General features: G+C 67.1%; 24 protein-coding genes. 11 read left to right on the top strand and 13 right to left on the bottom strand.

All coding sequences use genetic code 11. From position 1 onward, the window contains the following. Window positions 1-156: 156 nt before the first annotated feature. Window positions 157-1,695 carry a N,N-dimethylformamidase beta subunit family domain-containing protein gene (locus ASC79_RS02700; protein WP_056019293.1) on the top strand — a complete coding sequence of 513 codons (1,539 nt, stop codon included), beginning with the start codon at window positions 157-159 and terminating at the stop codon, window positions 1,693-1,695. Here ASC79_RS02700 and ASC79_RS02695 read toward each other — a convergent pair. Beyond that, window positions 1,692-3,053 carry an NAD(P)/FAD-dependent oxidoreductase gene (locus ASC79_RS02695; RefSeq protein ID WP_056019290.1) on the bottom strand — a complete coding sequence of 454 codons (1,362 nt, stop codon included), beginning with the start codon at window positions 3,051-3,053 and terminating at the stop codon, window positions 1,692-1,694. The genes ASC79_RS02700 and ASC79_RS02695 overlap by 4 nt on opposite strands. A gap of 236 nt (window positions 3,054-3,289) precedes the next feature. On the opposite strand from ASC79_RS02695, the gene ASC79_RS02690 reads away from it, so the two are divergent. The 3 genes from ASC79_RS02690 to ASC79_RS02680 all read left to right on the top strand — a co-directional run bounded on the left by ASC79_RS02690 (window position 3,290) and on the right by ASC79_RS02680 (window position 5,505). Continuing rightward, complete coding sequence (locus ASC79_RS02690; RefSeq protein WP_056019287.1) at window positions 3,290-4,297, top strand: sensor histidine kinase; 1,008 nt, start codon at window positions 3,290-3,292, stop codon at window positions 4,295-4,297. A gap of 2 nt (window positions 4,298-4,299) precedes the next feature. Then, on the top strand, window positions 4,300-5,061 hold the full coding sequence (locus ASC79_RS02685; RefSeq protein ID WP_056019284.1) for a Crp/Fnr family transcriptional regulator: 762 nt from the start codon (window positions 4,300-4,302) through the stop codon (window positions 5,059-5,061). Between the two features lie 111 nt (window positions 5,062-5,172). Further along, on the top strand, window positions 5,173-5,505 hold the full coding sequence (locus ASC79_RS02680; protein ID WP_162244249.1) for a response regulator: 333 nt from the start codon (window positions 5,173-5,175) through the stop codon (window positions 5,503-5,505). Window positions 5,506-5,557: 52 nt separating this feature from the next. Here the strand turns inward: ASC79_RS02680 and ASC79_RS02675 are convergent, their stop codons facing one another. Further along, window positions 5,558-5,764 (bottom strand): hypothetical protein, encoded by a 207-nt coding sequence (locus tag ASC79_RS02675; RefSeq protein ID WP_056019281.1) that lies wholly within the window; start codon window positions 5,762-5,764, stop codon window positions 5,558-5,560. Between the two features lie 21 nt (window positions 5,765-5,785). After that, entirely contained in the window at window positions 5,786-6,355 is a 570-nt protein-coding gene (locus ASC79_RS02670; protein WP_235528724.1) for a hemerythrin domain-containing protein, read from the bottom strand. 78 nt (window positions 6,356-6,433) lie between these two features. Here ASC79_RS02670 and ASC79_RS02660 point away from each other — a divergent pair, with 78 nt between their 5' ends. Next, the gene (locus ASC79_RS02660; protein ID WP_162244248.1) at window positions 6,434-8,089 is read left to right on the top strand and encodes a sensor histidine kinase; all 1,656 of its coding nucleotides are present in this window, start codon (window positions 6,434-6,436) and stop codon (window positions 8,087-8,089) included. Between the two features lie 94 nt (window positions 8,090-8,183). On the opposite strand, the gene ASC79_RS02655 is transcribed toward ASC79_RS02660, so the two are convergent. The 6 genes from ASC79_RS02655 to ASC79_RS02630 are packed head-to-tail and all read right to left on the bottom strand — an operon-like array spanning window position 8,184 to window position 14,345. Further along, window positions 8,184-9,743, bottom strand: coding sequence for an AMP-binding protein (locus ASC79_RS02655; protein WP_200937067.1), 1,560 nt, complete (start codon window positions 9,741-9,743; stop codon window positions 8,184-8,186). Next, window positions 9,740-10,408 (bottom strand): TetR/AcrR family transcriptional regulator, encoded by a 669-nt coding sequence (locus ASC79_RS02650; RefSeq protein WP_056019269.1) that lies wholly within the window; start codon window positions 10,406-10,408, stop codon window positions 9,740-9,742. Before ASC79_RS02650 ends, ASC79_RS02655 begins: the two co-directional genes overlap by 4 nt. A 5-nt stretch (window positions 10,409-10,413) precedes the next feature. Next, complete coding sequence (locus ASC79_RS02645) at window positions 10,414-11,049, bottom strand: glutathione S-transferase family protein (RefSeq protein ID WP_056019266.1); 636 nt, start codon at window positions 11,047-11,049, stop codon at window positions 10,414-10,416. After that, entirely contained in the window at window positions 11,046-12,539 is a 1,494-nt protein-coding gene (locus tag ASC79_RS02640) for a bifunctional 3-(3-hydroxy-phenyl)propionate/3-hydroxycinnamic acid hydroxylase (RefSeq protein ID WP_056019263.1), read from the bottom strand. The genes ASC79_RS02645 and ASC79_RS02640 overlap by 4 nt, the downstream gene beginning before the upstream one ends. After that, on the bottom strand, window positions 12,532-13,398 hold the full coding sequence (locus tag ASC79_RS02635; RefSeq protein WP_056020930.1) for a fumarylacetoacetate hydrolase family protein: 867 nt from the start codon (window positions 13,396-13,398) through the stop codon (window positions 12,532-12,534). Before ASC79_RS02635 ends, ASC79_RS02640 begins: the two co-directional genes overlap by 8 nt. A gap of 23 nt (window positions 13,399-13,421) precedes the next feature. Next, window positions 13,422-14,345, bottom strand: a complete 924-nt coding sequence (locus ASC79_RS02630; protein ID WP_056019261.1) for a VOC family protein — start codon at window positions 14,343-14,345, stop codon at window positions 13,422-13,424. A 139-nt stretch (window positions 14,346-14,484) separates the two neighbouring features. Between ASC79_RS02630 and ASC79_RS02625 the strand changes: the two genes are divergently transcribed. Continuing rightward, window positions 14,485-15,468, top strand: coding sequence for an amidohydrolase family protein (locus tag ASC79_RS02625; protein WP_056019255.1), 984 nt, complete (start codon window positions 14,485-14,487; stop codon window positions 15,466-15,468). A gap of 10 nt (window positions 15,469-15,478) precedes the next feature. Next, the gene (locus ASC79_RS02620; protein ID WP_056019252.1) at window positions 15,479-16,399 is read left to right on the top strand and encodes an alpha/beta fold hydrolase; all 921 of its coding nucleotides are present in this window, start codon (window positions 15,479-15,481) and stop codon (window positions 16,397-16,399) included. A 108-nt stretch (window positions 16,400-16,507) separates the two neighbouring features. Here ASC79_RS02620 and ASC79_RS02615 read toward each other — a convergent pair whose 3' ends face one another. Continuing rightward, window positions 16,508-17,176, bottom strand: a complete 669-nt coding sequence (locus tag ASC79_RS02615; RefSeq protein WP_200937066.1) for a hypothetical protein — start codon at window positions 17,174-17,176, stop codon at window positions 16,508-16,510. A gap of 115 nt (window positions 17,177-17,291) precedes the next feature. Between ASC79_RS02615 and ASC79_RS02610 the strand changes: the two genes are divergently transcribed. The 4 genes from ASC79_RS02610 (at window position 17,292) to ASC79_RS02595 (ending at window position 21,461) form a co-directional block, all read left to right on the top strand. Continuing rightward, on the top strand, window positions 17,292-18,773 hold the full coding sequence (locus ASC79_RS02610; protein ID WP_082531902.1) for an efflux transporter outer membrane subunit: 1,482 nt from the start codon (window positions 17,292-17,294) through the stop codon (window positions 18,771-18,773). Further along, a complete protein-coding gene (locus tag ASC79_RS02605; protein ID WP_056019247.1) occupies window positions 18,770-19,882 on the top strand; it encodes an HlyD family secretion protein in 1,113 nt (370 codons plus the stop codon). The genes ASC79_RS02610 and ASC79_RS02605 overlap by 4 nt, the downstream gene beginning before the upstream one ends. Beyond that, window positions 19,879-20,916, top strand: coding sequence for a DUF2955 domain-containing protein (locus ASC79_RS02600; RefSeq protein WP_056019244.1), 1,038 nt, complete (start codon window positions 19,879-19,881; stop codon window positions 20,914-20,916). Before ASC79_RS02605 ends, ASC79_RS02600 begins: the two co-directional genes overlap by 4 nt. A 71-nt stretch (window positions 20,917-20,987) precedes the next feature. Next, window positions 20,988-21,461 (top strand): VOC family protein, encoded by a 474-nt coding sequence (locus ASC79_RS02595; RefSeq protein WP_056019241.1) that lies wholly within the window; start codon window positions 20,988-20,990, stop codon window positions 21,459-21,461. 3 nt (window positions 21,462-21,464) lie between these two features. On the opposite strand, the gene ASC79_RS02590 is transcribed toward ASC79_RS02595, so the two are convergent. From ASC79_RS02590 to ASC79_RS02580, 3 genes are read right to left on the bottom strand one after another with little or no spacing between them, the layout of a single operon-like run. Continuing rightward, entirely contained in the window at window positions 21,465-22,901 is a 1,437-nt protein-coding gene (locus ASC79_RS02590; protein ID WP_056019238.1) for a basic amino acid/polyamine antiporter, read from the bottom strand. Between the two features lie 15 nt (window positions 22,902-22,916). Beyond that, entirely contained in the window at window positions 22,917-23,786 is an 870-nt protein-coding gene (locus tag ASC79_RS02585) for a hypothetical protein (RefSeq protein WP_056019235.1), read from the bottom strand. A 6-nt stretch (window positions 23,787-23,792) separates the two neighbouring features. Then, window positions 23,793-25,034: an arginine deiminase gene (locus ASC79_RS02580; RefSeq protein WP_056019231.1), complete on the bottom strand. Its 1,242-nt coding sequence runs from the start codon at window positions 25,032-25,034 to the stop codon at window positions 23,793-23,795. Window positions 25,035-25,045 lie beyond the last annotated feature (11 nt).

Raw genomic sequence — 25,045 nt, 5'->3', positions numbered from 1 at the left:
AATGCGCGCAAGGCTTATGCTGGTGCGTGTTCTGGCGGCGACAGTGGTCCAAACCGCGTGCAGATGTGGCTGGTCCAAGCCTCGGGCTGGCGAAGGCGGATGGCCTCTGCAATAATAAAAACTATCACAACGAAATGACCATTGGGAGGGTGTCACATGCTGGGTTGCTACACTGATCGTCTGAGCGTGCGGCCGCTGGAACGCTTCACCCTGCATGCGAGCGCGAAGGGCCCCTGCCGGTTGGAGATCACCCGGATCGGCGGAACCGAGGACCTGATCCTGGCCATCGATGGGGTGGAGACGGTCGAGCAACCCGTGCCCGCCAATGTCGACCGCGACGGCTGCGGCTGGGCGCCGACGCTGGAGCTGGACGTCGGGGCCGACTGGCGCTCCGGCTACTACGACATCAAGCTGACCGACGCGCAGGGCGACGAAACCCATCACTTCGTCTGCGTGAAGCCGCCGCGCGGGGCGGCCGGCTCAAGGGCCGCGCTGGTGCTGGCGACCAACACCTACCATGCCTACAACTGGTGGGGCGGGGCGAACGCCTATTCCAACGTGACCGGCCTGATGAGCGGTCAGGTTCCGTTCGACCATGCGATGGATCAGGCCATCGGCGTGCTGTCGACCGAGCGTCCCTTCGCGCCGTTGATCGCCGCCGCGCCGGCCGATGCGCCGCGCCTGGTGAACATGCGCAAGCGCGGCTTCAAGGAGCGGCCCTGGGCCAGCGACCCGGCCTGGATGGCGGCTCACCGCGTGTCCCCGTACGACGGATCCGCCGGCTTCCTGAACAAGTGGGAGCACGCGTTCCTGCACTGGGCCGAGCGCGAGGGGTACGTCTTCGACGTGTTCACCGACTACGACCTGGAGGCCGAGCCGGACCTGCTGAAAGACTATGCCTCGGCGTTCTTCGTCGGGCATAGCGAGTACTGGTCAGGGGGACAGCGGGCGCAGGTCGAGCGCTTCGTGGACGCCGGCGGCAAGGTCGGGATCCTGTCGGGCAACACCTGTTTCTGGAAGGTGCGCTGGGAGAACGACGGCAAGACCCTGGTCTGTCACAAGTGGCGCGGCTTCGAGGCCGAAGACGTGCCGGCCAAGGACGCCACGCATCTGTGGTCACACGCCGCGTTCGAGCAGCCTGAAGCGGCGCTGACGGGCCTGAGCTTCGTGTTCGCCGGCTATCACCGCCTGGGGATGTGCGTTTCGCGCGGGCAGGGCGGCTTCACGATCTATGACGACAAGCACTGGGCTCTGGAGGGCTCGGACCTGTTCTACGGCGACATCCTGGGCGGGGACCTGCCGCTGATCGGTTACGAGAGCGACGGCTGCAAGTTCGAGTTCGGCCAGGACGGGCTGCCCAAGGCGATCCCGAGCGTCGGCGTGCCGGCCAATCTGGAGATCATCGGCATCGCGCCCTGCGCGTTCGGCGAGGAGGCCGGCCGGGGCTACAACCCGATCATCCCGCCCGAGAAACTGGATGTCATTGCGAACGTGGTGTTCGGCGACTCCGGGCCGGAGGCGCAGGCGGCCGTTCTGCGCGGGCACGCGGTCCTGGCCAGCTTCAAGCGTGGCGAGGGCGAGGTCTTCAACACCGGCACGACCGAATGGGCGCATGGCCTGAAGGCCGAGGACCCGTTCGTCGCGACCATCACCCACAACGTCCTGCGCCGGTTCGGCGTGACGCGGACCGCCTAAGCCGCGGCGTCCGCCCGCGCGGGGACAGGAGGCGCGTAGCCGGCGGCCTTGGCGCGGGCCTCGCCGCGGACGATTTCCTTCAGCAGGTCGGCGACATAGACGCCGAAGTCGACCTGGATGGTGTGGCGCTTGGACCGGTAGTACTGGCCCAGGTGCGCCTCCTCGTCGCGCGCGATGGTCTGCGTCATCTCGGCCGGCGGGGGCGGCAGATAGCGGCCGCTGAGATAGGCGGCCGCCAGCTTGGCCTGCTGCTCGGCGAAGTTGACCAGGGTCGGCAACGGCTGCGCCAGGCCCATGTAGAAGAGATTGGGCACCGCCGGGTTCATCATCCGCTTGAACAGCGGCAGCCGATGATCGGCGTCGGGAACCAGCGCCGGATCGTCGAAGAACGGGAAGCGCATGTCGTAGCCGGTCGCGAAGATGATGGCGTCGACGTCCTCGACGCTGCCATCGGCGAACCGGACCTGGTCGCCCTCGAGGCGCTCGATGGCCGGCTTGAACTTGACGTCGCCGCAGCCGGCGCGCGTCAGGAACTCGCCAGAGACGGAGGGGTGAGCTTCCAGGGGCTCGTGGTCGGGCTTGGGCAGGCCGTAGTCCTCCATCCTGCCGATCGACTTCTTGATCGCGGCGCGGGCGAGCGAGAGGCCGAGCTTGCGGGGCATCCAGGTCGGCATGGCCGATTTGTCGGCCGGGCGGCCGTTCATGTACTTGGGCAGCACCCAGACTCCGCGGCGCGCCGACACCCAGAGGTTCTTGGCGATCGGCCGCTGGGCGAGCTCGGAGGCGATGTCCATCGCCGAGTTGCCCATGCCGACCACGACGATGTTCTTGCCGCGCATGTCGACCGGGTCGAACGGGTCGCGATAGGCGTGGCTGTGGAAGGCCGCGCCGTTGAACTCGCCCTCATAGTCGGGGACGCGAGGACTCCAATGGTGGCCGTTGCAGACGAACAGCACGTCGTAGAGCCTAGTCTCGCCGGTCGAAAGCTGGACCTCCCACAGGCCCTCGGCGTTGCGGCGCGCGCGTTCGACGGCGGTGTTGAAGGTGATGGTCGGGCGCAGGCCGAAGTGGTCGACGTAGTCGCGGAAGTACTGCAGCAGCTGCGCGTGGTGGGGGAAGTCTGGCCAGTCGGCCGGAACCGGATAGTCCTCGAACGCCAGGCGCCACTTCGAGGTGTCGATGTGGAGGCTCTCGTAGCAGGCCGAGAGGCCGTTGGGATTGCGATAGTACCAGTTGCCGCCGACGTCGTCGGACAGCTCGAAGCAGTCGTAGGGGATGCCGTGATCCTTGAGGCGCTTGGCGGTCGTAAAGCCCGAGCAGCCCGCGCCGATGATGCAGGCCTTTGGCGACTGAGCCACGGCGTCCTCCCTTGCTGGTCGTCGTCGGCGCGAGGCTACTCACAAGGCGGCGCGGGCGCCTAGATTCACGTGGGGTAACCCGCGCGTGCGCATTATCAAATGAGGGCGCAGCGCCCCTCTCGCGATGGCATGTTGAACCGCCTCGCCCGGCGCCGCAGACCGGCCTTGTGCGTTGATGATCACCAGGCTCGGGCCAATGCTATGTCGTAAGCCCCTGGTGTCGTGAGAAAGGCCGCATGTTGCAGAAGCGCGTACCCGCCAACGATCGGATCGAGGCCGACGTCCGGCTGGAACTGGCGATGGACATCGCCGGCCTGGGGACGTTCGCGCTCGATCTTTCGACCGAGACGCTGAGTTTTTCAGAGCGGGCGGCGGAGATCTACGGCCGGGACGCGACGACGCCGTGGGGAGAGTGGGTCGCCGGCGTGCATGCCGAGGATCTGTCGGACATCGAAAGCCTGAGATCGCGGCTGGTGAGCGACACCGGCCTCAGCGACTGTCGGACGTCGTTCCGATACGTCCGGCGCGACGGGGCGGAGCGCTACGTCGTCAAGCGGTGCCGCGTCGAGCGCGACAGATCGGGCGCAGCCATCCGCGTGATCGGGGTGATCGCCGACGAAACCGACCGCCGAGCCCAGGAACTGCGCTCCAGCTGGCTGCTCGCGCAGCTCCAGCACCGGGTGAAGAACGTGATGGCCATGGTGCGCTCGCTGGCGCGGCGCACGCTGGAAAACTCGAGTGACCTTGAGGGCTATTTCTCTCACTTCGACGGGCGGCTCAACGCCCTGGCGCGGGTGCAGTCGGCGCTCGCCCGGCGGGTGGACGAGGGAATCGAGGTCGAGGAACTGGTTCGCGAGGAGCTGCTGCAGTACGCGGTCGAGGACGAACAGTTGAACGTCGCCGGCCCGATGGTGCGGCTCCACGGCCCGGCCGCGGAGTACATCGCGCTGGCGCTGCATGAGCTTGCGGTCAACGCGGTGAAGTTCGGCGCGCTCTCGGGCCAGAGCGGGATGGTGGACGTGGAATGGGAGCTGCGCGGGGGCCACGGCAGCCGCCAGTTGCGGCTCTGCTGGTCCGAGCGCGGGGTGCCCCTGGTGGCAACCAATCCAGGACACATGGGTTTTGGCAGGCAGCTTATTGAGCAGGGGCTGCCCTACCAACTCGGCGCGCAGGCGACGTTCAAGCTTGAGCCGGGCGGCGTGCGCTGTGAGCTGGAGGTTTCGCTCGAGGGGGGCGGAGGTTAGGAATGACCCTCGTCCATCAGCAGGCTTCGCCCAAGGCGGCGGTAGCCATTCAGCGGCTGACGACGATCTCCTCGTTGAACGAAGAGTCGGAAGCTTTGCTCGCCGGTCTCTCGGACGCCCAGACTGTTGGCGTCGGGATCGAGATCGTCAGCGAACGGGATGCGATCGTGCGCCCGCGGTTCATCGTCGGCGGCTGGGCCGCGAAGGTCCGCTGGCTGCCGGACGGACGCCGGCAGATCTTCGACTTCGTGCTGCCTGGCGAGGCGCTCGGCGTCTGCCTGCGGCCCAATCCGCTGGCGCTGTCGACCGTCGTCGCGCTGACGCCCGTGCAGTTCGTCGACGCCGGTCCGGTCCAGAAGGCTATAATGGGCGACGACCCGCGCTGGGCCGATCTGCGCGAGGCGATGCATGTTTCGTCGAGCCTGGATGAAGCCTATCTGCTGTCGCAGATCATGCGGCTGGGCCGTCAGACCGCCTATGAGCGTCTCTGCCACCTGCTGCTGGAAGTCCGCGACCGCCTGAAACTGGTGGGCCTGGCGACCGAGACCCACTTTCCGATGCCGATGACCCAGGAGACCCTGGCCGACGCCACCGGGCTGAGCATCGTGCACGTCAACCGGATCCTGCAGCAGTTGCGACGCGAGCGGCTGCTCGACCTGCATGGCGGCAAGGCGCACCTGCGCGAGCCTGACGCGCTGGTCGCCATCGCCGACTACAAGCCGGCGCGGCCCTGCACGGGCGGCTCGCGGCGCGCGCGCGCTTAACATGGGTAAATGCCGCTGCCTTAGGCGCGCGGCAAACCTCCCGCCGTGCGCAGAATCGACGGGGGAAATCAGCAACTTGGAGCCGGGGCTCTGGCCGGCCGGCGGGTGCTCGTGGTCGAGGACGACTGGCTCGTCGCCAACGAGACGGCGCAGTTGCTCGAGTCGGTTGGGGTCGTCGTCGTCGGCCCGGCGCCGGATGTAGAGCGCGCACGCGCCCTGTTGCAGGCCAGCGCGATCGACGCGGCGCTGATCGACATCAACCTCAATGGCGTCGTCAGCTTCGAGATCGCCGACCTGCTGCTTCAGCGCGGGGTCAAGTTCGCCTTCATGACCGGCTACACGCGCGAAGTGCTGCCCAGGCGGTTCGCCGACACGCCCATGCACGAGAAGCCGTTCGATCCCCGTCGAGCCTTGACCGAACTGCTGCTTTCCGCTGACGCGTGAGCGTTGAGGGTCGCCTTAGGGGCTCGCCCCGGCAAACGACCCTCAAGACGCCTTACGGGTGCAGGAAGTTCTCGATCCGGGCCTTCACAAGGAAGCCGGTTTCGTCCTGCAGGTGCAGTTCGGAGTCCTCGTCCTCATTGGTCAGCGCCTCGGCGGCGGCCGCCATCGCCGCGGCCCGGGTCGGATAGGCGCGCGTCCAACCCTCTGAGCTGTGCAGGGACCAGAGCTGGCCGATGGTGAATACGGCGTACTTTGCCACGATGTGATCTTCCTTCAGCAGTCAGTGCGCGGCCGAACGTCCGTGCTGGGCCATGAGTTCCTGCTTTCGCGCCTTGAGCCGCTCGCCCAGCGCGTCGAGGTCCTCGTCGCCCTTCTTGGCCTGGGCGAAGATACCGCCCGGCTGCTCCTCTTCCTTGACGTGATGCTTGATGTACTCGCCGAGCACCTTGACCTTGGCGTCGTAGAACTCGTCGGACGGCTTCATCGCTTCGAGCTCGGCGATGAGCTTCTTGGCGCCATCATGCTCGACATAGGCCTCGTCGAGCATGTCGTCCTCCACCTCGCCACGTTCGGCGGGGTACAGGATTTCCTCCTCGATTTGGGTGTGAACCTTAAGAGCCAGCGCGATCTTATTGAAAAGCGCTAATTTCTCACGGTCATTGTCAAGTTGCTCGTATTCGTCGAACCAGGCCTCGACCTCCCTATGGTCCTGCTTAAGCAGGACGACGGCGAGGGGGTCGCGACGCCCTGTATTGCGCGTGCGCCTGGCGGGGGACTTCGCCTTGGTCTGGGCCTTGGTCTTTGTAGCGGGTGAAGCAGCAGCCATCTGGATACTCCGCAGTTTGGACACGGGATCACAACGGACGCGCAGAGCGCGCGTTCCAGATAATGAAATATATCAAATAGTTATCATATGTTATGGCAAGCTGTGGGGCTGAGCGCCCGGTTTGCGCACCATCCCGCCGGACGCCGCTTAACATTCGTCAATGCACCTCGGCGCGATTCAGGCGTTCTGTTGAGGGGGCTGGATCGGGAGATGAAATTGAGCGTGCGTGGGAGGCAGGAAGATGGGCCTGGCGTCCTGACTGCTCCGGGGGCGGAGGCGCGCGCGGCCGAGCTCGTCAACAGCCGGCTTCAGACCCTCTACGATCTCACAGACCGATTGCTGCGAACCCGCGATCTCTCCGAGATCTGCGAGGCGGCGCTGGATGCGCTCGATCATGCGCTAGGGTGCTCGCGGGCTTCCGTGCTGCTGTTCGATCCCGCCGGCGCGATGCGCTTCGTGGCCTGGCGGGGGATTTCCGACGCCTACCGCGCGGCGGTGGATGGACACACGCCGTGGGTCGCAGGCGAGCCAGGGGCGGGGCCGATCGCTGTCGCCGACATCCTCGAGGCGGACGAGTCCGACGCGCTGAAAGCCTCGGTGACGGGTGAGGGCATCCGGGCGCTGGCCTTTGTTCCGCTGACCGAGGTGGGCGGCGGTGTGATCGGCAAGTTCATGGTCTATCGCGCCGAGCCCTATACGTTCAGCGCGGAGGAAATGAACCTGGCGCTGAACATCGCGCGCCAGCTCAGCTTCGCCATTGAACGGACCCGATCGGAAGAAAGGGCGCTGCGGCACAGCGAACAGTTCGAAGCGGTGTTCGACAATATTCCCGTGATGATCAAGCTCTTCGAGCCGCAGAGCAGCACGTTGCGATTGAACCGGGAATTCACTCAGGTTCTGGGGTGGACGAGCGAGGACGCCCGGAAGACCGACCTTATGGCCGAGCTCTTTCCCGATGAGGAGCTGCGTGAGCGCGTGCGGTCGTACATGGACGAGTGCCAGCCGGGCTGGTTCGACGTTCCGATGATCGCCCGCGACGGGCGTCAACTGGAGACAAGCTGGGCCAACATCCGGCTGTCGGACTCCAGCCGGGTCGGTATCGGGATCGATATCACCGACCGCAAGCTGGCCCTGGAACGGCAGTTGCTGCTGTTGCGCGAAATGGACCATCGGGTGCGCAACCTCTTCAGCCTGGCCAGCAGCATGGTGCGGCTGAGCGCGCGCGAGCCGGGCGACAGGGCCGAACTCGCGGCTGACCTCCAGGAGCGTCTCGCCGCCCTGGCGAGCGCTCACGCGCTCACGACCCGCCAGCCGGGCGAAGAGGGCGGAACCGTGAGCCTGCATGGCCTGGTTGGCGCGATCCTGACGCCGTACCAGCGCGGCGAGGCGGTGCAGATTCGCATCCTGGGAGACGACATCCGGCTGAGCGGCGAGGCGGCCACGTCGTTCGCGATCCTGATCTATGAGTTCGCGACCAACGCAGCCAAGTATGGCGCGCTCTCGGTCGAGGACGGCTGCGTGACGGTGACCACACGGCGGCGCGACGGACGCCTCGAACTCGACTGGGAGGAAGACGGTGGACCCGAAGTGGCGCCGCCGCCGTCAGAGGGTTTCGGCACGCGCCTCACCAAGGCGACGGTCGGCCAGCTTGGCGGCTCGCTGGAGCGGCATTGGCGACCCGCCGGTCTTTCGGTCCAGCTGTTGGCCGCGCTGGACCGTTGCGAGGCGCTCGACTTCGCCCCAAAGGGGGCAAGCTAAGCGGCTCTAGGCGAGACGGTTGTAGGCCTCACCCGGACCAGAAAGGCTCCTGCCGTCGTAGATGCCGACTTGCTGGCCGTGGCGGAAAGGGCGGCTATTCCTGCGCCAGCAGGGCGCGGAGTTCGGCCTTGGCGACCTTTTCCAGGGTCGAGCGCGGCAAGCTGTCGGTGAGGCGGATCTCATGCGGCTGCTTGAAGCTGGCCAGGGACTGGCGGCAGGCGTCGAGGATCCGCTGGACGAGGTTGTCGTCCGGGGCGGCGGGGATGACGAAGGCCACGGGGACCTCGTCGAGCATGGGATGGCGTTTGGCGACGACCGCGACCTCGGCGACGCCATGCACGCCGGCGATCACCCGTTCGAGTTCGGACGCCGCGACGTTCTCCCCGCCGACCTTCAGCATGTCCTTGGACCGGTCGGCGAAATAGAGAAAGCCGTCGGCGCCCAGGCGAACGCGGTCGCCGGTGATGAACAGGCCGTCTTCGCGGAAGGCCGCGGCGGTGGCGACGGGATCGCCAGCGTATTCCTTGAACAGCGCAACGCCGCGCAGGCCGCCGACGAACAGGTCACCGGTCTCGCCGGGAGCGACGGGCGCACCCTCGTCGTTCAGGACGTGAATTTCGTAGCCCGGCGCCGGGCGGCCCATCGACATCGGTGCGTCGGGCTGGCGGGCGGAACCGACCGTGCCGTGGGCGATGGTCTCGGTCATGCCCCACCAGCCGATGGTCTTGACCCCGAAATGCTTATCCCAGGCCGGCTCGCAGACCCCGTTGCCCCAGAAGCGGTAGCTGTGGGCGGCGGGTAACGGCTGGGCGACGAGCGCCTTGACGCAGAACGGGACCATCGAACTCCAGGTGGCGCCGTGTTTCAGCGACACCGGCCAGAACCGCGACGCCGAAAAGCGCGGTATGAGGACCACGTGCGCGCCAGCCCACAGCGCAGCCAGCACCGAGTAGGCCTGGGCGTTGGTGTGGAACAGCGGCAGATGCGTCAGGTGAACGTCGCTGGGGCGCAGGTCCTCGTTGGTCGCGCAGGAGCGCGCGCCCCAGAGCGCATTGGCGTGGGTCCAAAGCACGGCCTTGGGCCGCGCCGTGGTGCCCGAAGTGTACTGGATTGCGAAGTCGGCCCAGGGATCGTGCGGGCGCTCGAGCAGGGCGGCGGGATCGGCGTCGATCGCAGAGAAGGGCTCGAAGCCCGCGGCGGGAGCCGAGGCCGGCGCGCCATTGTCGGTCTGGGTGACCGCCCGCCAGCCGATCGCCGGCGTCGCCGCGGCCACCGCGGTGGCGAACTGCGGCTGGGTGATGGCGCCGACCGCGCCGCTATGGCTGGCGAAGTAGGCGATTTCGTCCCGGCTGGACTTGGCGTTGGTGGTGACCGCTACGGCGCCGGCATAGGCGCAGCCGAGCCAGGCGATCAGCGACTCCGGACAGTTGTCGAGGTGAACCAGGACGCGTTCGCCGGGGCGGACGCCGCGCGCCTGCAGACCGGCCGCGAAGCAGCGCAAGGCCTGCCGAAACTCTCCGTAGCTCCAGCTCTGGCCGTCGCCTTCGACCGGCTCCCAGGTCAGGCACGGCCGATCACCGCGCAGACGGGCCTGATCATCGATGAGGGTGCGGATGTCCATGCCCTCGAAGGGGCTGATCGGGCGCGGGCTCAATGGGCCGCTCCCTTGGAGACGGGCGCGTCACGGAACGCGCCCCGGCGGACAATCTCGTCGGCCGCCTGGGCGGCGATGGCCTCGGGCTCGGCGCCCGGAACCCCCAGCCCGCGCAACAGCAGGGCGCACATCTGCTGAGCCAGGCTGACGGCGAATGTGACGGTCGGCTCCTGAGTGACCCGGATCAGCGCCAACTGCGCCACGCCCAGCACGTAGAGGACCCCGGATTCCGTCGTGGCGACCATGAACCGGCCCTGGGCCAAGCCTTCGGCGACGTCGTCGACCAGGCCCTGGTTGAGCGGCGTGGAGGTCGAGGTGTGGCCGCTGTGGATGCGCACCAGAACGCCGGCCCGCTCGGGCTCGTCCACGGCATAGCGCAGATAGGTGCAGACGGCCCGGGCCATGCGGCGCGCGGGGTCGGCGACGCCGTCGTTGGCGCGGGTGACGGCGCGTTCGACCTCGGCGCGGATTTCGGCCGTGACCTCGCGCACCAGCGCATCGCGGTCGGCGAAGTGGTTGTAGAAGCTGCCCTTGGAGACATCGGCCGCCTGGACGATGTCGTCGATGGCGACGGCGTCGACGGGTCGCTCACAGAACAAGCGCCGGCCGGCCGCAATCAGGGAGGCGCGCGTACGTTCGGCGCGTTCGATCCGTTTGCCGCTCAAGGTGTTCAGGCCTCCGCCATCAGCTTCATGTCTTCGCCCAAGGTCGCGGCCAGGGCAGGGCGGGCAAGCATACGCTGCTGGAAGCGGTCCAGGTTAGGCAAGGGCGATAGGCGTCCGGCGACGGCCGGGGCGCCGCGCCAGAGCAGGAAGACCAACAGATAGAGGTCGCAGATGCTGAAGGCCTCGAGCAGGAATTCCCGGTCCTCCAGGTGAGCGTCGAGTTCCTGCAGCGCCGTTTGCAGACGCGCCAAGTGCACCTTGCGCACGGCCTCGGGATCACAGCCTTCGAAGGCCTCGGCGCGCAGGGCGCCGGTGTAGGCGGCGTGGACGGTGCTGGAGAGGAACGACAGCCAGGACTGGGCCTGAGCGCGGGCGAAACTGCCGGCCGGCGCCAGCAGGCCGGAGTCCGCGGCCAGGTCGGCGATGTAGGGCAAGATCGCGGTCGACTCGGTGAGCACGCCTCCGTCGGTCTGCAGCGCCGGCACCTTGCCCCGCGGATTGATCTGCAGGTAGGCGGCGGTCTTGTTCTCGCCGCGGGCGGTGCGCACCACGACCACCTCGTGCGGCAGGCCGGTTTCGGCCAGGGCGAAGCGGCTGGCCAGCGAGCAGGCCATCGGCGAGTGATGCAGGCGAAGGGTCATGTGGTCCTCTCAGTGCGGCGCAGGGCCTGACGATAGGCGGCGGTCAAGGCCTGGGGTTCGCCAGCGCCGAACACGTAGCGGTCCGGGCGGACAAGGACCGCTTCGGCGCCATGGGCGTCAAGCCAACGGGCGAGGTCGGCCCGGAATGGAGCCAGGCGTGGCTCGGTCAGGTCGAAAGCGGGGAGCGCGCCGTCAGGCGCGGCGGTGCGAGCGATCAGCCAGGGCCCATCGCCGAGCACCTCGTCCAGGCGCAGGCGCTGTTCGAGCGGGCCGCTGACCGGCTGCGGGAAAAGGGCCCCAGCGCCGACGGCGCCGGCCATCACCCCGCCGCCAGCCAGGGGCGCGGGCGTGGCCGGGGGCAGGGGCGGCGCGCCGGCCGCGCGCTGGGCCAGCATCCCGGCGTCGCGCTGGGCGGCGATCTGCGGATCGAGGGTGCAAACCACCCGGCCCATGCCGATGGCCAGCTCGATATAGGTGCGCACGTGCGGCTCGCGCTCGGCCTGATAGGTGTCGAGCAAGGCGTCGTCGGCGTCGCCGGCCAGCACCGCCTTCAGTTTCCAGGCGAGATTGGCGGCGTCGCGCAGGCCCGAGCACATGCCCTGGCCGGCGAAGGGCGGCATCTGGTGAGCGGAGTCGCCGGCCAGCAGCACGCGGCCGCTGCGCCAGGCCTTCGCCACCAGGCCGTGGAACCGGTAGACGGCCTTGCGCTCGATCGTGACGGGGCCGCAGTCCCATGGCGCCAGCAGGGCCGCGATGACGTCGTCGTCAAGCATCTGCTCAGGCGTCTCGCCCGGCAGCAGCATGAACTCCCAACGATGGCGCCCAGGCCCCATGAGGACGCAGGTGGTCGGACGGGCCGGATCGCAGACCTGGAGATTCACCTCGGGCAGCCGGGCGCCTTCGGCCACCGCGTCGATGACCAGCCAGGGCTCGTCGAAGCGGTAGTCGTCCAGCCCGATCCCGAGCGCCTCGCGGACCAAGCTCGAGGCGCCGTCGCATCCGACGAGGTAGCGGGCGTGGATGCTGGAAGCGCCGTCCGCCCCCTCGATGTGCGCGGTGACGCCGTCGGCGTCCTGGTCGAGACCGGCGAAGCGGTGGGCCAGCCGCACCTGCGCCAGCGGGCTTTCATCGAGCTTGGCGCGCAGCGCGTTCTCGACCGCCGGCTGGTGGAACATGTAGCCGGCCGCCCAGCCGCAGGGGGCGAGTTGCGGCAGGTCCATGCGAACCAGCAGCTGGCCGTCGGCGGCGCGGAACTCGTAAGCCGGCGCAGGGCGTGCATGACGGCCGACCTCGTCGGCGATCCCGACCTGCTGAAAGATGCGCATGATCTCGTGGTCGAAATGCGCGGCGCGGGGCAGGGGATAGACGGCGGTGTCCTTGTCGATGGCGATGTTCGAGACGCCGGCGCGCGCCAGCAGCACGCCCAACATCGCCCCGACCGGGCCAAGCCCGACGATCAGCACGTCGCAGTCATAGTCGCCGTCACGCACGGTCGGGCTCCGGGGCGCAGGGGTTTTCGATAGCGCCCAGGCCGTCGATCTCGACCCGCACGATGTCGCCGCTCTTGAGAAACTGCATCGGCTTCATGGCCGCGCCGATCCCGCCCGGGGTGCCGGTGAAGATCAGGTCGCCCGCTTCCAGGGTCATGGCCTGCGAGAGGTGCTCGATCTGGTCCCAGACATTGAAGACCAGGTGGCGGGTGTTGGAGTCCTGCCGGGTTTCGCCGTTGACCAGGCAGCGGATGCCCAGCGCGTGCGGATCGGGGACTTCGTCGGCCGTGGTGATCCAGGGACCGAACGGCGCGTGGGTGTCGAACGACTTGCCGATCACCCATTGCGGAGTGCGGTGCTGCCAGGCGCGCTCGGTGGCGTCGTTGCCCACGCAGTAGCCGAAGATGGCGCCGGCGGCGTCGGCCTTGGACACGTGGCGGCCGCCGGCCCCGATCACGGCCACCATCTCGGCCTCGTAGTCCAAAGCCTGGGAGACCTTGGGCACATCGATGGGGTCGTAGGGCCCGTTGGCGGCGGTGGGAGCCTTGGAGAACCAGACCTGGTGCTCGGGCGTGCCGAGATTGCTCTCGGCGATATGGTCGGCGTAGTTCAGGCCGATAGCCATGATCTTGCCGGGGCGACGGATTGGGGCGAGCAGCCGAACCTGATCGAGCGGCAGGGCGCCTTCGGCGGCCGTGACGATGCCGCGGACTTGCGTTTCGATCTGCGGCCAGGCGGCGATCAGGCCGATCATCTCGGCGGGAAGGCCGGGGGCGGCGCGGTTCAGCGGCACGATGACGTCGCCGACGACGGCGCCGAGTTCCGGCGCGGCGCCGGCCTGGAAGGTGGCGAGCTTCATAAAGCGGATCTCCGGATAGGGATTCAGGCCATGGTCGGCGGGGCCGAAGGGCCCCACTGCACGCCCATCAGGTCGGTGATGCTGGCGACGTTTGAGCCGTCGTCGGCGGTGAACAGGTCGCCGTCCGTCCAGTGCTCCAGAGTGTGACCCCAAGGATCGCGCCAATAGTCGAACACCTGGCTGCCAAGGATGTGGCGCCCGACGCCCCACTCGGCGTGCCGGCCGGCGTCCTTCAGTTGCTGGTGACCGGCCATCAGGTCGTCGAAATCCGCGACCTCGAAGGCGGCGTGATTGAAGCCGGGCCCGGATGGCGATTGGACCAGGAACAGGGTGTGATGATCGGTCGGGGTCGCGCCGCGATCGCAGCGCATGAACGCGCCAAGCGAGAACTCCGGCGTCAGGGCGATTTCGTCTGAGGTGATGAAGCCGAAGCGGTCCTTGTACCAGCGCTCGGAGGCGCGGAAGTCGGCGACGTTGAGCACGCAGTGGCCCAGCCTCACGACATGCGCCGGGCCGCCGGCCACGCGCTTGGTCTGGCGCAGACGTTCGCGTTGGCCCGAAGTGTTCCACGGTTCGCGAGCGGGGAGGGTGGCGGACTCGGCCGTCGCCTGGCCGGCGACCACCTCGACGCGGCGGCCGTCAGGGTCGGTCAGGACGACGACGTAGCCGCCGCCAGGGGCGGCGAGCGGCTCGACCGCCACGCCCTCGGCCCTGGCCAGGGTCTCAAGGTCGGTCAGCGAGGCGGCGCGCAGGCCAAGACCGGCGAACCCGGCGTCGCCCAGCTCCGTGACATGCAGGAACGGACTGGTTCCAACGCCGCGGGCGAACAGGCGCTCGCCGTCCTGGGCGACGATCAGACCGAAGTCCTCAAGGAAGCTGCGCATCTGGACAAGGTCCGGCGCCCGAAACCGGACGAAGCCGATATCTTCAATCTTGATCGTGCTCATCGCGCATCTTCATAACTGACCATTTAGTCAATCATGAGCGCGAGCCTGGGGCCAAGCAAGCGCAAAATTGCACTTGATGTGGGGATCGGATTGCCCGTTAAATGACGATACGGTCAAATAACGTAGGGTTGGAAACGAAATGAGCGCTCTCGCCTGTGGCTGCGGGCGCATCGACGTGCATGCGCATTTCCTCCCGGACTTCTATTGCGAGGCGCTGGCCAAGGCCGGCTTGGCGACCGTGGACGGCGGCATGCCGATCCCGGCCTGGAGCGCGGCCGCAGCGCTGGAGGTGATGGATCGCCAGGAGATCGCCACGGCGATGGTGTCGCTGTCCTCGCCCTCGACTCACTTCCTGCCGCAGTCGGAGCGTGGAGCGCTGTGCCGACAGGTTAACGAGGCCGGAGCGGTGCTGGTGCGGACGCATCCGGGCCGATTTGGGTACTTCGCCAGTCTGCCGATGCCGGACGTCGAGGCGGCGCTCGCCGAGATCGCGTTCGCCTTCGATCGGCTGGGCGTCGACGGCGTGATCCTGGAGACCCATAGCGACGGCGCATATCTGGGCGCGCCCCAGTTCGCGCCGATCTTCGCCGAACTCAACAGGCGCGCCGCAACGGTCTTCCTGCACCCGACCAGTCCGGCATGCTTCGAGCAGTTGGGGCTGGGCCGGCCGGCGCCGCTGCTGGAGTTCCCGCTCGACACCACGCGCAGCGTCGTCGACCTGATCTATTCCCGGCGGCTGCAGGACAACCCCGACCTGAAAGTGATCGTGCCGCACGGCGGAGCGGCCCTGCCGGCCCTGGCCGCGCGGATCGCAGCCTTCGCCAACCTGCCGTTCATCAATCCGCGACCGCTTAGCGAGGCGGAGGTCTTCGAGACGCTGGAGACGCTCTATTACGACGTGGCGCTCAGCGGCCATCCCACCGCGCTTGGCGGACTGCGGGCGATCGCGCCGATCGGGCAGATCCTGTTCGGCAGCGACTGGCCGTTCACGCCTGAGATCGGGGTGGCGCGCAACATCCAGCAACTCGCGGCCTCTGGGCTCGGAGAAGCTGACCTGCGCGCCATTGCGCGGGAAAACGCCGTGCGTGTGTTTCCACGGCTGGCGGCTCTGCAAGGAAAGTGAGGCGACGGTGATGGATAATCTGGACGACGTGTTCGTGCCCCATGCGTACGACGAGCAAGCGATCGACCTTGGCGAGGTTCGGCTGAACCATGTCGTCGTCGGCGCCGACCAGAACCCGGCGCTGCTGCTGATCCCGGGCCAGACCGAGTCGTGGTGGGGTTTCGAGCGGGCGATCGAGCTGCTGGCGCCGCGCTTCCAGGTGTTCGCCGTCGATCTGCGCGGGCAGGGGCGCAGCACACGAACGCCCGGACGCTACTCGCTCAACACGTTGGGCAATGACCTCGCTCGCTTCATCGCGCTGGCGATCGGGCGGCCCGTCGTGGTCAGCGGCAATTCATCTGGCGGGGTCTTGGCGGCCTGGCTATCGGCCTATGCGATGCCGGGCCAGGTCCGCGGCGTTCATTGCGAGGATGCGCCGTTCTTCGCCTCCGAGACCAACCCGCGCTACGGGCATTCCATTCGGCAGTCGGCCGGACCGATCTTCGAGCTCATGAGCCGTCACATCGGAGACCAGTGGTCGATCGGCGACTGGAAAGGTTTGCAGGCGGCGCGCGCCAAGGATGCCCATCCGGCCAACAGGTGGCTCAGCCAGGCGGTCGAGCCGCAGCAGAACCTCAAGGAATACGATCCAGAATGGGGCCGGGCGTTCCTGCAGGGCTCGATGACCGCGAACTGCGCGCACGACCGCATGTTGGCCCAGGTCCGCACGCCGATGCTGTTCACCCATCACATGCGGGCGATCGACCCGGTCTCTGGTGCGTTGATCGGCGCGATCTCGGACTTTCAGGTTTCAAAGGTTCAAGAGCTGGTGACGGCTGCGGGACAACCGTTCGAACTCGTCCAGGCGCCGGACGCCGCCCACAGCATGCATGCGACGGACCCAGAACGCTTCACCGCCATTCTGAGCCGCTGGGCCGAGGCCTTGCCATAGGCTGTCGCGGTTCGGACCAGGATATAATTTCTGATAATATTCCTTAGGCGAAGAACGTATGGAACGCCGACGCGCTACACCCGCCAGCCCAACCTGACCCGCTCTCCCTCAGCGGAGCCAGCGGTAGAAGCGCGCGATCGCCTCTTCGGTGACGACCATGACGACGACCACGACAATCAACGGCACTAGGCCGTGCATGATGCCTTCGAAGCGGACCCTGTCGCCGAACACGAAGGAAAGCGCTTCGAGGATCACGAATTTCGAGGCGAACAACACGAGCCAGGCGCCGAAAAAACGCATGAACTTCATGATCGGCCCACGCCGCGCATTGAAGTACTCGGCCACGTAGTGTTCCAGCGCGATCGTGGCTTTCAGCAGGGCCTGCATGAGTACTGCGGCCAGCAGTGACAGCGTGAAGGATTCGACGAACACACCGTCCGAGTACTCGTCGAACAGGTTCAGGATCACGACGTCGATCAGGACGCCCAGGAAGTATCGCAGGAATAGTCGCTGACGGTCGGTCGGCATTTCCGCCGTCGCTGGGAGAAAGCCATGGATCTTGTCCGCCATAGGCATCCCCTCCTGAACTCGGTCGACGGATCCATTGCGATCACCGGTCTGGCCGGCGTCGCTCTTGAATAACGCTACTATGCGAACCCGGCGCTCACGCACATCGGGTCTTTTCCCCAGAGCATGACAGTTGGCGAACTGGCGTCGCCGGCGCCGCCGGCTCTGATTTCCCTTTAGCGGCGCGCCATCGAACGACAGTGCGGACATGCGCGCATCCGCAGTCACCCCCGCGTATTCACAGGGTTCACCCTGATAGGAGCGCCAGCGCCCCACGCTGTAGCCTGTCGCTCGAGGGAAGCCTGAAGGCGCGGGAACGAGCGGGGTGACCAATCTCACGCAGCATTGGACGATGACGCGCAACGGCGCGCTGGCGGCGGCCTGTGTCGGTATCTGCTCGGCCTGCACGCAGGGAGCCGACTATGAGAAGCCGGAGATATCGACGCCGACGGCCTATCGATTTGCTCCTGCAGCGGCCCCCTCGCCCGCTCTGCCGGAAGCGGCGTGGTGGCAAGGCTTTGGCGATGACGACCTCAATCGGATGATCCCCGAAGCCCTGTCGGGCAGTCATGACCTTCGCATCGCCGTGGCGCGGGTGGAGGAAGCCAATGCGGTGCTTATGGGGACGCGCTCGCAGGGGCTCCCTCAGGTCGGCTACGGGGCGAGCGCGGCGCGCGAGCGGACCACGCAGCAAGGCGGCGTCTTCCCTTCGGATGGCGGACAGGCGCGCTCGATCTTCGGCGCCGCTCTGCAGGCGAGTTGGGAGATCGATCTCTGGGGCCGGATTGAACGCGAGACGGAGGCGGCGCGCGCCAATCTGCTGGCCAGCGAGCAGGCGCGGCGCGGGGTCGAGCTGACCCTGATCGCCAGCGTCATCCGCGGATACGTCACTCTGCTCGATCTCGACAGCCAACTGGCTATCGCTGAGGCCACCATCGCCAGCCGCAAGCAATCGGTGGCCATTTATCGCGCGCGCCTCAATGGCGGCTTCATCTCCGAATTCGAGATGGCGCAAATCCTGGCCGACTATGAGTCCGCCGTCGCCGCGGCGCCGGAGCTGCGCCGGCTGGTCGCGCAGCAGGAGGACGCCCTTTCAGTCCTGCTGGGGCGCAATCCCGGGCAGATCGAACGCGGGCGGACTCTTTACAAGCTCTCGACCCCGACGGTGCCCGAGGGCCTGCCTGCGGAGCTGCTCGCCCGCAGGCCCGATATCCTGCAAGCCGAGCAACAGCTGATCGCGAGCCATGCGCTGATCGGCGCGACGCGTGCTCGGTATTTTCCTCGCATCTCGCTCACCGGGGTCGCGGGCTTCGCCAGCGCTGAACTGGGCGATCTGTTCGTCGGCACGGCCCGCACCTGGTCGTTCGCAGGCGATGTTACAGGCCCGATCTATACCGGCGGCGGCTTGGCCGCAGCCACAGATCAGGCCCAGGCGCGGCGTGCTCAGGCGCTCGCGGTCTATGAACGCACGATCCAGCATGCATTCCGGGACGTGGATGACGCGCTCATCGCCCTGGAGACCTCGGGCGAAATCGTGGCGTCGCTGGAGCGCAGGGTGGCGACGCTGGAACGCGGCCTTACGCTCGCGCGAGCGCGGTACGACAACGGCTACTCCGACTCCCTCGACGTCCTCGACATCGAGCGAAGCCTGTTTTCGGCGCAGCTGACGCTAGCGGCCGCCCGCGGAGATCGCTTCCGCGCATTGGTCGATCTGTACAGCGCGCTCGGCGGCGACTGGGTCGAGGAGCCTGATGCAGTGGCGGTCGCAAGCGCGGCGCCTGGGCGAAATCCGGAGCGAAGGCCATGACAGCGTCGTCTGACGCGCCTGACGCCGCCGAAGCGCCCCCTGCCAACCCGTTGCGCAGGATCGTCCTGATTGCGCTGGGCCTGCTGCTGGCGATCTATGTCTACAACGTGATCGCCGACCGCATCACGCCCTACACCTCGCAGGCGAACGTCGACACCTTCCTGGTCCAGATCGCGCCTCAGGTGACCGGCCAGGTCCAGTCCGTGGCGGTGTCCGACGATCGCCCAGTGAAACGGGGGCAGCTGCTGTTCCGGATCGATCGGCGCCCCTTCGAGATCGCCTTGCGCTCGGCCGAAGCCAGCCTTGCCTCGGCGATGCAGGCCAACAGGGTTTCTTCCGTCGAGGTCGACGTGGCGCAGGCCCAGCTTCGCCGGCAGCGTGTCGATCTCGCCGCCAGCCGGCAACTTGGCAAGATCGTCACCGACCTGGTGGACCAAGGCGCGCTCGCGCAGACGAACGCCATCCGGGCGCGCGCCGATATCGCCAAATCGGCGGCCGACGTCAGTCGCGGCGCGGCCGAGGTCGAACGCGCCCGCCGCCAGTTGGGCGAGGCGGGCCAAGCGAACCCGGCGGTGCAGCAGGCCCTGGCGGCGGTGGAGCAGGCGCAGCTTGACCTTGGCAACACCGACGTGGTCGCCCCGGCGGACGGCGTGGTGACCAATCTGCGGCTGGCGCCCGGCCAGTTCCTCAATCGGGGCCAACCGGTGCTCAGCTTCATGCGCGGCGGTCCGCGGTGGATATCGGCGGCCATGCGCGAGAACCAGTTGGGCCATGTAACGCCCGGCGACCGAGCGCTGATCGTGCTCGACCATAGCCCTGGGCGGGTCTTCGAAGGGCGCGTGGAGAGCATCGGCTGGGGGGTCACTCAGGGCGACGAAGCGCCGACCGGACAACTGCCGGATGTCCAACCTGCGGCGGGGTGGTTGCGGGAGCCGCAGCGCTTTCCGGTTCGTATCCGGATGATTCCAGCCGATGACGGCGAAGCGCTCGCCTTCGGCCGAAGCGGCGCCCAGGCCAATGTGATGGTGCTGACCAGCGAGCGCTCGATCCTAAATCCCTTGGGACGGCTCTGGATGCGCCTCGTCTCCTGGTTCAGCTACCTGCGATGATCACGACGTCGACAGCGCTCTTCACCAAACCGGGCGATCTGGCCGCACTCGCCAGGCGCGACACGATGCTTCGCCTGGCGGTCGGCGTCACGCTGACCTTTACGCTTTCCGAGCTGATGGGATGGCGGCCGAGCTTTCTGGCGCCCGTGCTCTTCACCGCGCTGATAACCGCCCTGCCCGCCGCGCCGCCGTTCAGGATGGGCCTGATACTGATCGTCGTGATGGCGGCCGCTGCGGGCGTCGCTTTCGCCCTCCCCTCGCTGCTGCGCGGCACGCCGATCGTGATGGTCGGCGTCCTGGGGTTGCTCGTCTTTTTCGCCCTGCTCGCGAGCGCGCAGCAGCGGGCCAAATTGCCGGCCCTGCTGCTGCTGATCTCTGTATCGACGATTCCCGTAGCGGTCATGGTGGCCCCAGCCCAGGCCGGCTTGCTGCCGGTGGCGATGGTGCGGTCGATGACCCTCGCCGTGCTCACCCTCTGGCTGACCTTTGCAGTATGGCCGCGCATCACGACGCGCACGCCGCCTGACGCTGGAGCTTTCGCCTCGCCTGCGATGACCGCGTTGGCGGGAACCTGCGTCGTGATGCCTCTCATGCTGATCTATCTGATGTTCGGTCTGGCCGATGCCCTGCCCGTGCTCGTCACCACGGCGCTGCTGGTCCTCACATTCGACGTCCGCCAGGGTGCGATGCAGGGCATGGCGATGATGCTGGCGAATCTCGTGGGCGGACTGTCAGGGGTGACGGTCTATCTGCTGGTCGTCATCGCCCCTTCGCTGGTCGTGCTGGCCTTGCTGACCTTCCTGGTGGCGATCATGTTCGCGGCCCGGATCGAGAAAGGCGGACCTGGAGGGGCGGTCGCCGTGATCACCAGCAATTCGAGCCTGATCATCCTCAGTTCCGCGCTGGCGGCAGGACCGGACAATTCCGGCATCTGGCTCACGCGGCTATTCCAGTTCGCGCTCGCGTGCATGTTCGCGATCGGAATGATGACGCTGGTCTGGGGCCTGGCGCCAGCCGCTGCGAAACGCCGCTAAGGGGTCGAACAGATCCATTGTCGGAAAAAGGCGTTGTTTGGTGGCAAACTCTCACAGCAAAGGAACGCGCAATGGAAAAGAACACGATCTGTCTGTGGTTCGACAAGGATGCGGAAGCCGCCGCCCGCTTCTACGCCGAGACGTTTCCCGACAGCGTCGTGAGCGCTGTCCGCCGCGCGCCGGGCGACTACCCTTCAGGGCAGGAGGGCGACGTGTTGACAGTCGAGTTCACCGTGGCGGGCGTTCGTTGTCTGGGCCTGAACGGAGGCCCAGCTTTCAAGCCCGACGAGGCGTTCTCGTTCCAGATCGCGACCGACGACCAGGAAGAGACCGACCGCTACTGGAACGCCATCGTCGGCAATGGCGGCCAGGAAAGCGCCTGCGGCTGGTGCAAGGACCGCTGGGGCATCTCGTGGCAGATCACGCCGCGGGTCCTGACCGAAGCGATGGCGGCCGGCGGGGCGGAGGCCAAGCGCGCTTTCGACGCCATGATGACCATGGGCAAGATTGACGTCGCGGCGATCGAGGCGGCCAGGCGCGGCTGACGTTCAGAGCGTGATCGCGCCGGTCGCCAGACCGAAGCCGCCGGCAACGGCTCCGACGATCACCAGGCCGAAAAGAAGCAGCTCTATCCTGCTGAAAACTTGAATCTTCTGCTCGCGCATGGCGTGAAAGAACAGGATCGTGGCCGGCAGGTAGAGCAGCGTGGAGAGCACGACATACTTGCTGCCGCCGACGATGATGATCAGGGCGATGTAGAGCGTCGCGACCAGGCTGCGGATCAGGTCGCTCCGGCGAGACTTCTCCCCTGCTTCGTAGGTCTGCCCCGTCCAGGCCAGCAGGAGCCCGTATCCGGCGACCAGCAGGTATGGGATCAGCACCATGGCGCTGGTCATCTTCAAGGCCATGATGAAGGCCTCTTCGGCGAACCAGGAGATGATCAGGAAGAGCTGGATGACGGCGTTGCTGAACCAAAGGGCGGCCGCCGGAGCGCCCGCGCGGTTCGACCTGCCCAGATATGACGGCAAGGTCCCGTCTTGCGCCGCGACGTGCATCACCTCGGCCGACAGCAGGCACCAGGAGAGGTAGTTGCCGAGCACCGAGATCAGGAGACCGATGCTGACCAACAGCCCGCCCCACGGACCGATCAGGTAGTTCATGATCCCGGCCATCGAGGGCTCGGCCAACGCGGCCAGGTCAGGCCGCAGGAGGACCCCGAACGAGAGCATCGTCACCAGCACCAGCAGGCAAAGCACGCCAAGGAAGCCGAGTACGGTGGCGATGCCCACGTCCTCGCGGCGCTTGGCGTAGCGCGAATAGACGCTGGCGCCCTCGAGCCCGACGAACACGAACACGGTCAGCATGAGGGTGGCGCGGACCTGGCCGGCCAAGGTTCCGAGGCCTGGGATCTCGCCGCCCCAGAAGTTGAGTGCAAAGATGTCGGCGCGGAAGCCGGTGACGATCACGAGCAGGAACAGCCCGATCGGGATCATCTTCGCGTAGGTGGCGATGGTGTTCAGCGTCGCCGCGCTCTTGACCCCGCGCAGCACCAGGAAGTGCACCGCCCAGACCAGCAACGAGGCGCTGAAAATGGCGACCACGGTCGTGCCGTCGCCGAACACCGGGAAGTAGACCCCGAGGGTCGACTTGATGAGGATCAGGCAGGCCGTGTCGGCGAAGCACGCGCCCATCCAATAGCCAATCGCCGATATGAAGCCGAGGTAGCGGCCAAACCCGGCCTTGGCATAGGCGAAGATCCCTGCGTCCAGATCCGGCCGTCGCTGCGCCAGGGCCTGGAAAACGAACGCCAGCATCAGCATCCCGGCGCCTGAGATCGCCCAGGCGACGATCGCGCCGAGGCCTCCGGTTGTGCGCGCGAAGGTCGATGGCAGGGCGAAGATGCCGGCGCCGATCATCGAGCCGATCACCAAGGCGATGAGCGCCTTCAGCGACAGCTTCTGGTCTGAGGTCGTGTCAGGGGTCATGTCGGACCTGTTGGGTTAGAAGGCCTTGGCAATCTCGACCCCCAGATCCAGCGCGGTGAAGCGCGACCTCTCGCGATTGGAAAAGCGGTTCACGAAGGCGGCTTCCCACTTCAGCGAGAGCCCGCGGCCCAGGTCGCGTTCGGCGATCAGCACGAGCGCCGCCGTGACGTCGTTGCGATTGGAGTTCGCACCGCTGGCGAAGTCGGAAAAGGCGACGTCCCCCTCGATCGTGACCTCGTGACCGAACTGAGGCTCGGCCAGGGTATGGCCGAGCATCGCCGTGAGGCGTGTCCGCCGAAGCTCGGGTACGTCGGAGTCCTGGTACTCGGCCGACACCTCGGCATCGAGGCCGCCACGACTGGCGCCGTAGGTCAGATCGACGATCTTCAGGTCGAAATCGTGGTCGGAGAAGTCGTTCGCGTAGGTCCCGATATAGATGAACTCGGCCGTGAACGTTCCAGGCCCTATGGGGCGTTCGGCGAAGACGAAGCCCTCAAGGCGCCCCTCCCCCAGATCATCGTCATAGGTGCTTGTGTAATAGTCGGCGTCGATCATCGCGCCGCCCCCGACGTCCCAGCCCAACAACGGCAGAGGGGTGACGTTCATCCCCAGCGCCGGGGTCACATAGCCGGTCTCGATGCGCTCAAAACGTGTCGCGCCCGCGTTGGTCGAATAGACGCCGCCCAGGGAGACATCGAAGGTCACCGCACGGCCGCGGGATTCCTCGACCGACGGGAGTTCCGAGACGTCGTGGGGGCGGCGATGCAGCGCGTCGTCGATATCGTACCGGGCGCTCGGGTCCGCCTCCTGCGCGCAGACGCCGCCCCCGGCGGCCATGACGGCCGCCGCGGCGACGCCGCCGAGGATGGGCGTCGCTAGGCGCATGGCGTCCTAGAACTCCACAGCGTCGCGCTGGAGCGGGCAGGTCATGCAGTGCCCTCCCCCACGGCCGCGGCCGAGCTCGCCGCCGGCGATGGTGATGACCTCGATGCCGGCCTTGCGCAGCAAGGTGTTGGTGTAGGTGTTCCGGTCATAGGCGTAGACCACGCCTGGCGACGCACAGACCAGGTTGGCGCCGCTGTCCCACTGGGTGCGCTCGCGCATGTAGGCCGTGCCGCCGGTCTCGACGACGCGCATCTGCTTGACGCCCAAGGCCTCGCCGATGGTCTCGACCATGGAGCCGCTGTCGCGCCGCAAGTCCAGTTCGCCCGGCTTGCCGCCTGGCCGGTAGGAGTAGGCGTGGATGTTGTTGACGATATCCGGATAGAGCAGCACGCAGTCGCGGTCCGCAAAGGTGAACACGGTGTCCAGGTGCATGGCGGCGCGCAGCTTGGGCATGGCCGCAACGATCACTCGCGTCGCCGCCCCAGCTTCGAACAGCTTAACGGCCAGCTGGCCGATCGCCTGGCGCGAGCTGCGTTCGCTCATGCCGATCAGCACATTGCCCTTGCCGATGGGCATGACGTCGCCGCCTTCCAGCGTCGCCAGGCCCCAATCGGCGGTGGGATCGCCCCACCAGACCTTCACCTTTCCGGCGAAGTCGGGGTGGAACTTGTAGATCGCCGTGGTGAGGATCGTCTCCTCGTGGCGAGCCGGCCAGTAGAGCGGATTGAGCGTGACCCCGCCGTAGATCCAGCAGGTGGTGTCGCGAGTGTAGAGCGTGTTGGGCAGCGGCGGCAGCAGGTACTCGGCCACTCCGGCGGCGTCGCGGATCAGCTGCAGTATCGATCCGCCGATATCTTCCGGGAACTCCTCGGTCGAAAGCCCGCCGATCAACACCTCGGCCAACTCCCTGTCCGGTAGGCCGTCAAGATAGCTTCGGACCTCGTTGAGCAGTTCAGCGCCGACCTGGTTGGCGATCACCTGGTTGTCCAGGATCCACTTGCGTCCCTCGGGAATGGCCACAACGGCGGTAAGGAGGTTGTGCATCTCCAGCACCTCGACGCCGCGGTCTCGCATCTTCTGGGTGAAGTCGAAGTGATCGCGCTTGGCGTTCTCGACCCACAGCACGTCATCGAACAACAAGTCGTCGCAGTTGCTGGGAGTCAGCCGCTGATGGGCCCTGCCGGGCGCGCAGACCATGACCTTGCGCAGTTGGCCGACTTCGGAATGGACGCCGTACTCACCTGCCATGACGTGTCTCC

The sequence above is a fragment of the Phenylobacterium sp. Root1290 genome (genome assembly GCF_001425305.1).
Lineage (GTDB): Bacteria > Pseudomonadota > Alphaproteobacteria > Caulobacterales > Caulobacteraceae > Phenylobacterium.
Note: the sequence above shows the minus strand (reverse complement) of the source record. Positions and strands in the feature narration are given on the sequence as shown.

Bases quoted from the DNA above. Each gene is read 5' to 3' on its own strand.
- ASC79_RS02700 (WP_056019293.1), top strand. From the start codon at position 157: ATGCTGGGTTGCTACACTGATCGTCTGAGCGTGCGGCCGCTGGAACGC.
- ASC79_RS02690 (WP_056019287.1), top strand. From the start codon at position 3,290: ATGTTGCAGAAGCGCGTACCCGCCAACGATCGGATCGAGGCCGACGTC.
- ASC79_RS02685 (WP_056019284.1), top strand. From the start codon at position 4,300: ATGACCCTCGTCCATCAGCAGGCTTCGCCCAAGGCGGCGGTAGCCATT.
- ASC79_RS02645 (WP_056019266.1), bottom strand. From the start codon at position 11,049: ATGACCCTTCGCCTGCATCACTCGCCGATGGCCTGCTCGCTGGCCAGC.
- ASC79_RS02635 (WP_056020930.1), bottom strand. From the start codon at position 13,398: ATGAAGCTCGCCACCTTCCAGGCCGGCGCCGCGCCGGAACTCGGCGCC.
- ASC79_RS02630 (WP_056019261.1), bottom strand. From the start codon at position 14,345: ATGAGCACGATCAAGATTGAAGATATCGGCTTCGTCCGGTTTCGGGCG.
- ASC79_RS02625 (WP_056019255.1), top strand. From the start codon at position 14,485: ATGAGCGCTCTCGCCTGTGGCTGCGGGCGCATCGACGTGCATGCGCAT.
- ASC79_RS02620 (WP_056019252.1), top strand. From the start codon at position 15,479: ATGGATAATCTGGACGACGTGTTCGTGCCCCATGCGTACGACGAGCAA.
- ASC79_RS02615 (WP_200937066.1), bottom strand. From the start codon at position 17,176: ATGTCCGCACTGTCGTTCGATGGCGCGCCGCTAAAGGGAAATCAGAGC.
- ASC79_RS02605 (WP_056019247.1), top strand. From the start codon at position 18,770: ATGACAGCGTCGTCTGACGCGCCTGACGCCGCCGAAGCGCCCCCTGCC.
- ASC79_RS02600 (WP_056019244.1), top strand. From the start codon at position 19,879: ATGATCACGACGTCGACAGCGCTCTTCACCAAACCGGGCGATCTGGCC.
- ASC79_RS02595 (WP_056019241.1), top strand. From the start codon at position 20,988: ATGGAAAAGAACACGATCTGTCTGTGGTTCGACAAGGATGCGGAAGCC.
- ASC79_RS02590 (WP_056019238.1), bottom strand. From the start codon at position 22,901: ATGACCCCTGACACGACCTCAGACCAGAAGCTGTCGCTGAAGGCGCTC.
- ASC79_RS02585 (WP_056019235.1), bottom strand. From the start codon at position 23,786: ATGCGCCTAGCGACGCCCATCCTCGGCGGCGTCGCCGCGGCGGCCGTC.
- ASC79_RS02580 (WP_056019231.1), bottom strand. From the start codon at position 25,034: ATGGCAGGTGAGTACGGCGTCCATTCCGAAGTCGGCCAACTGCGCAAG.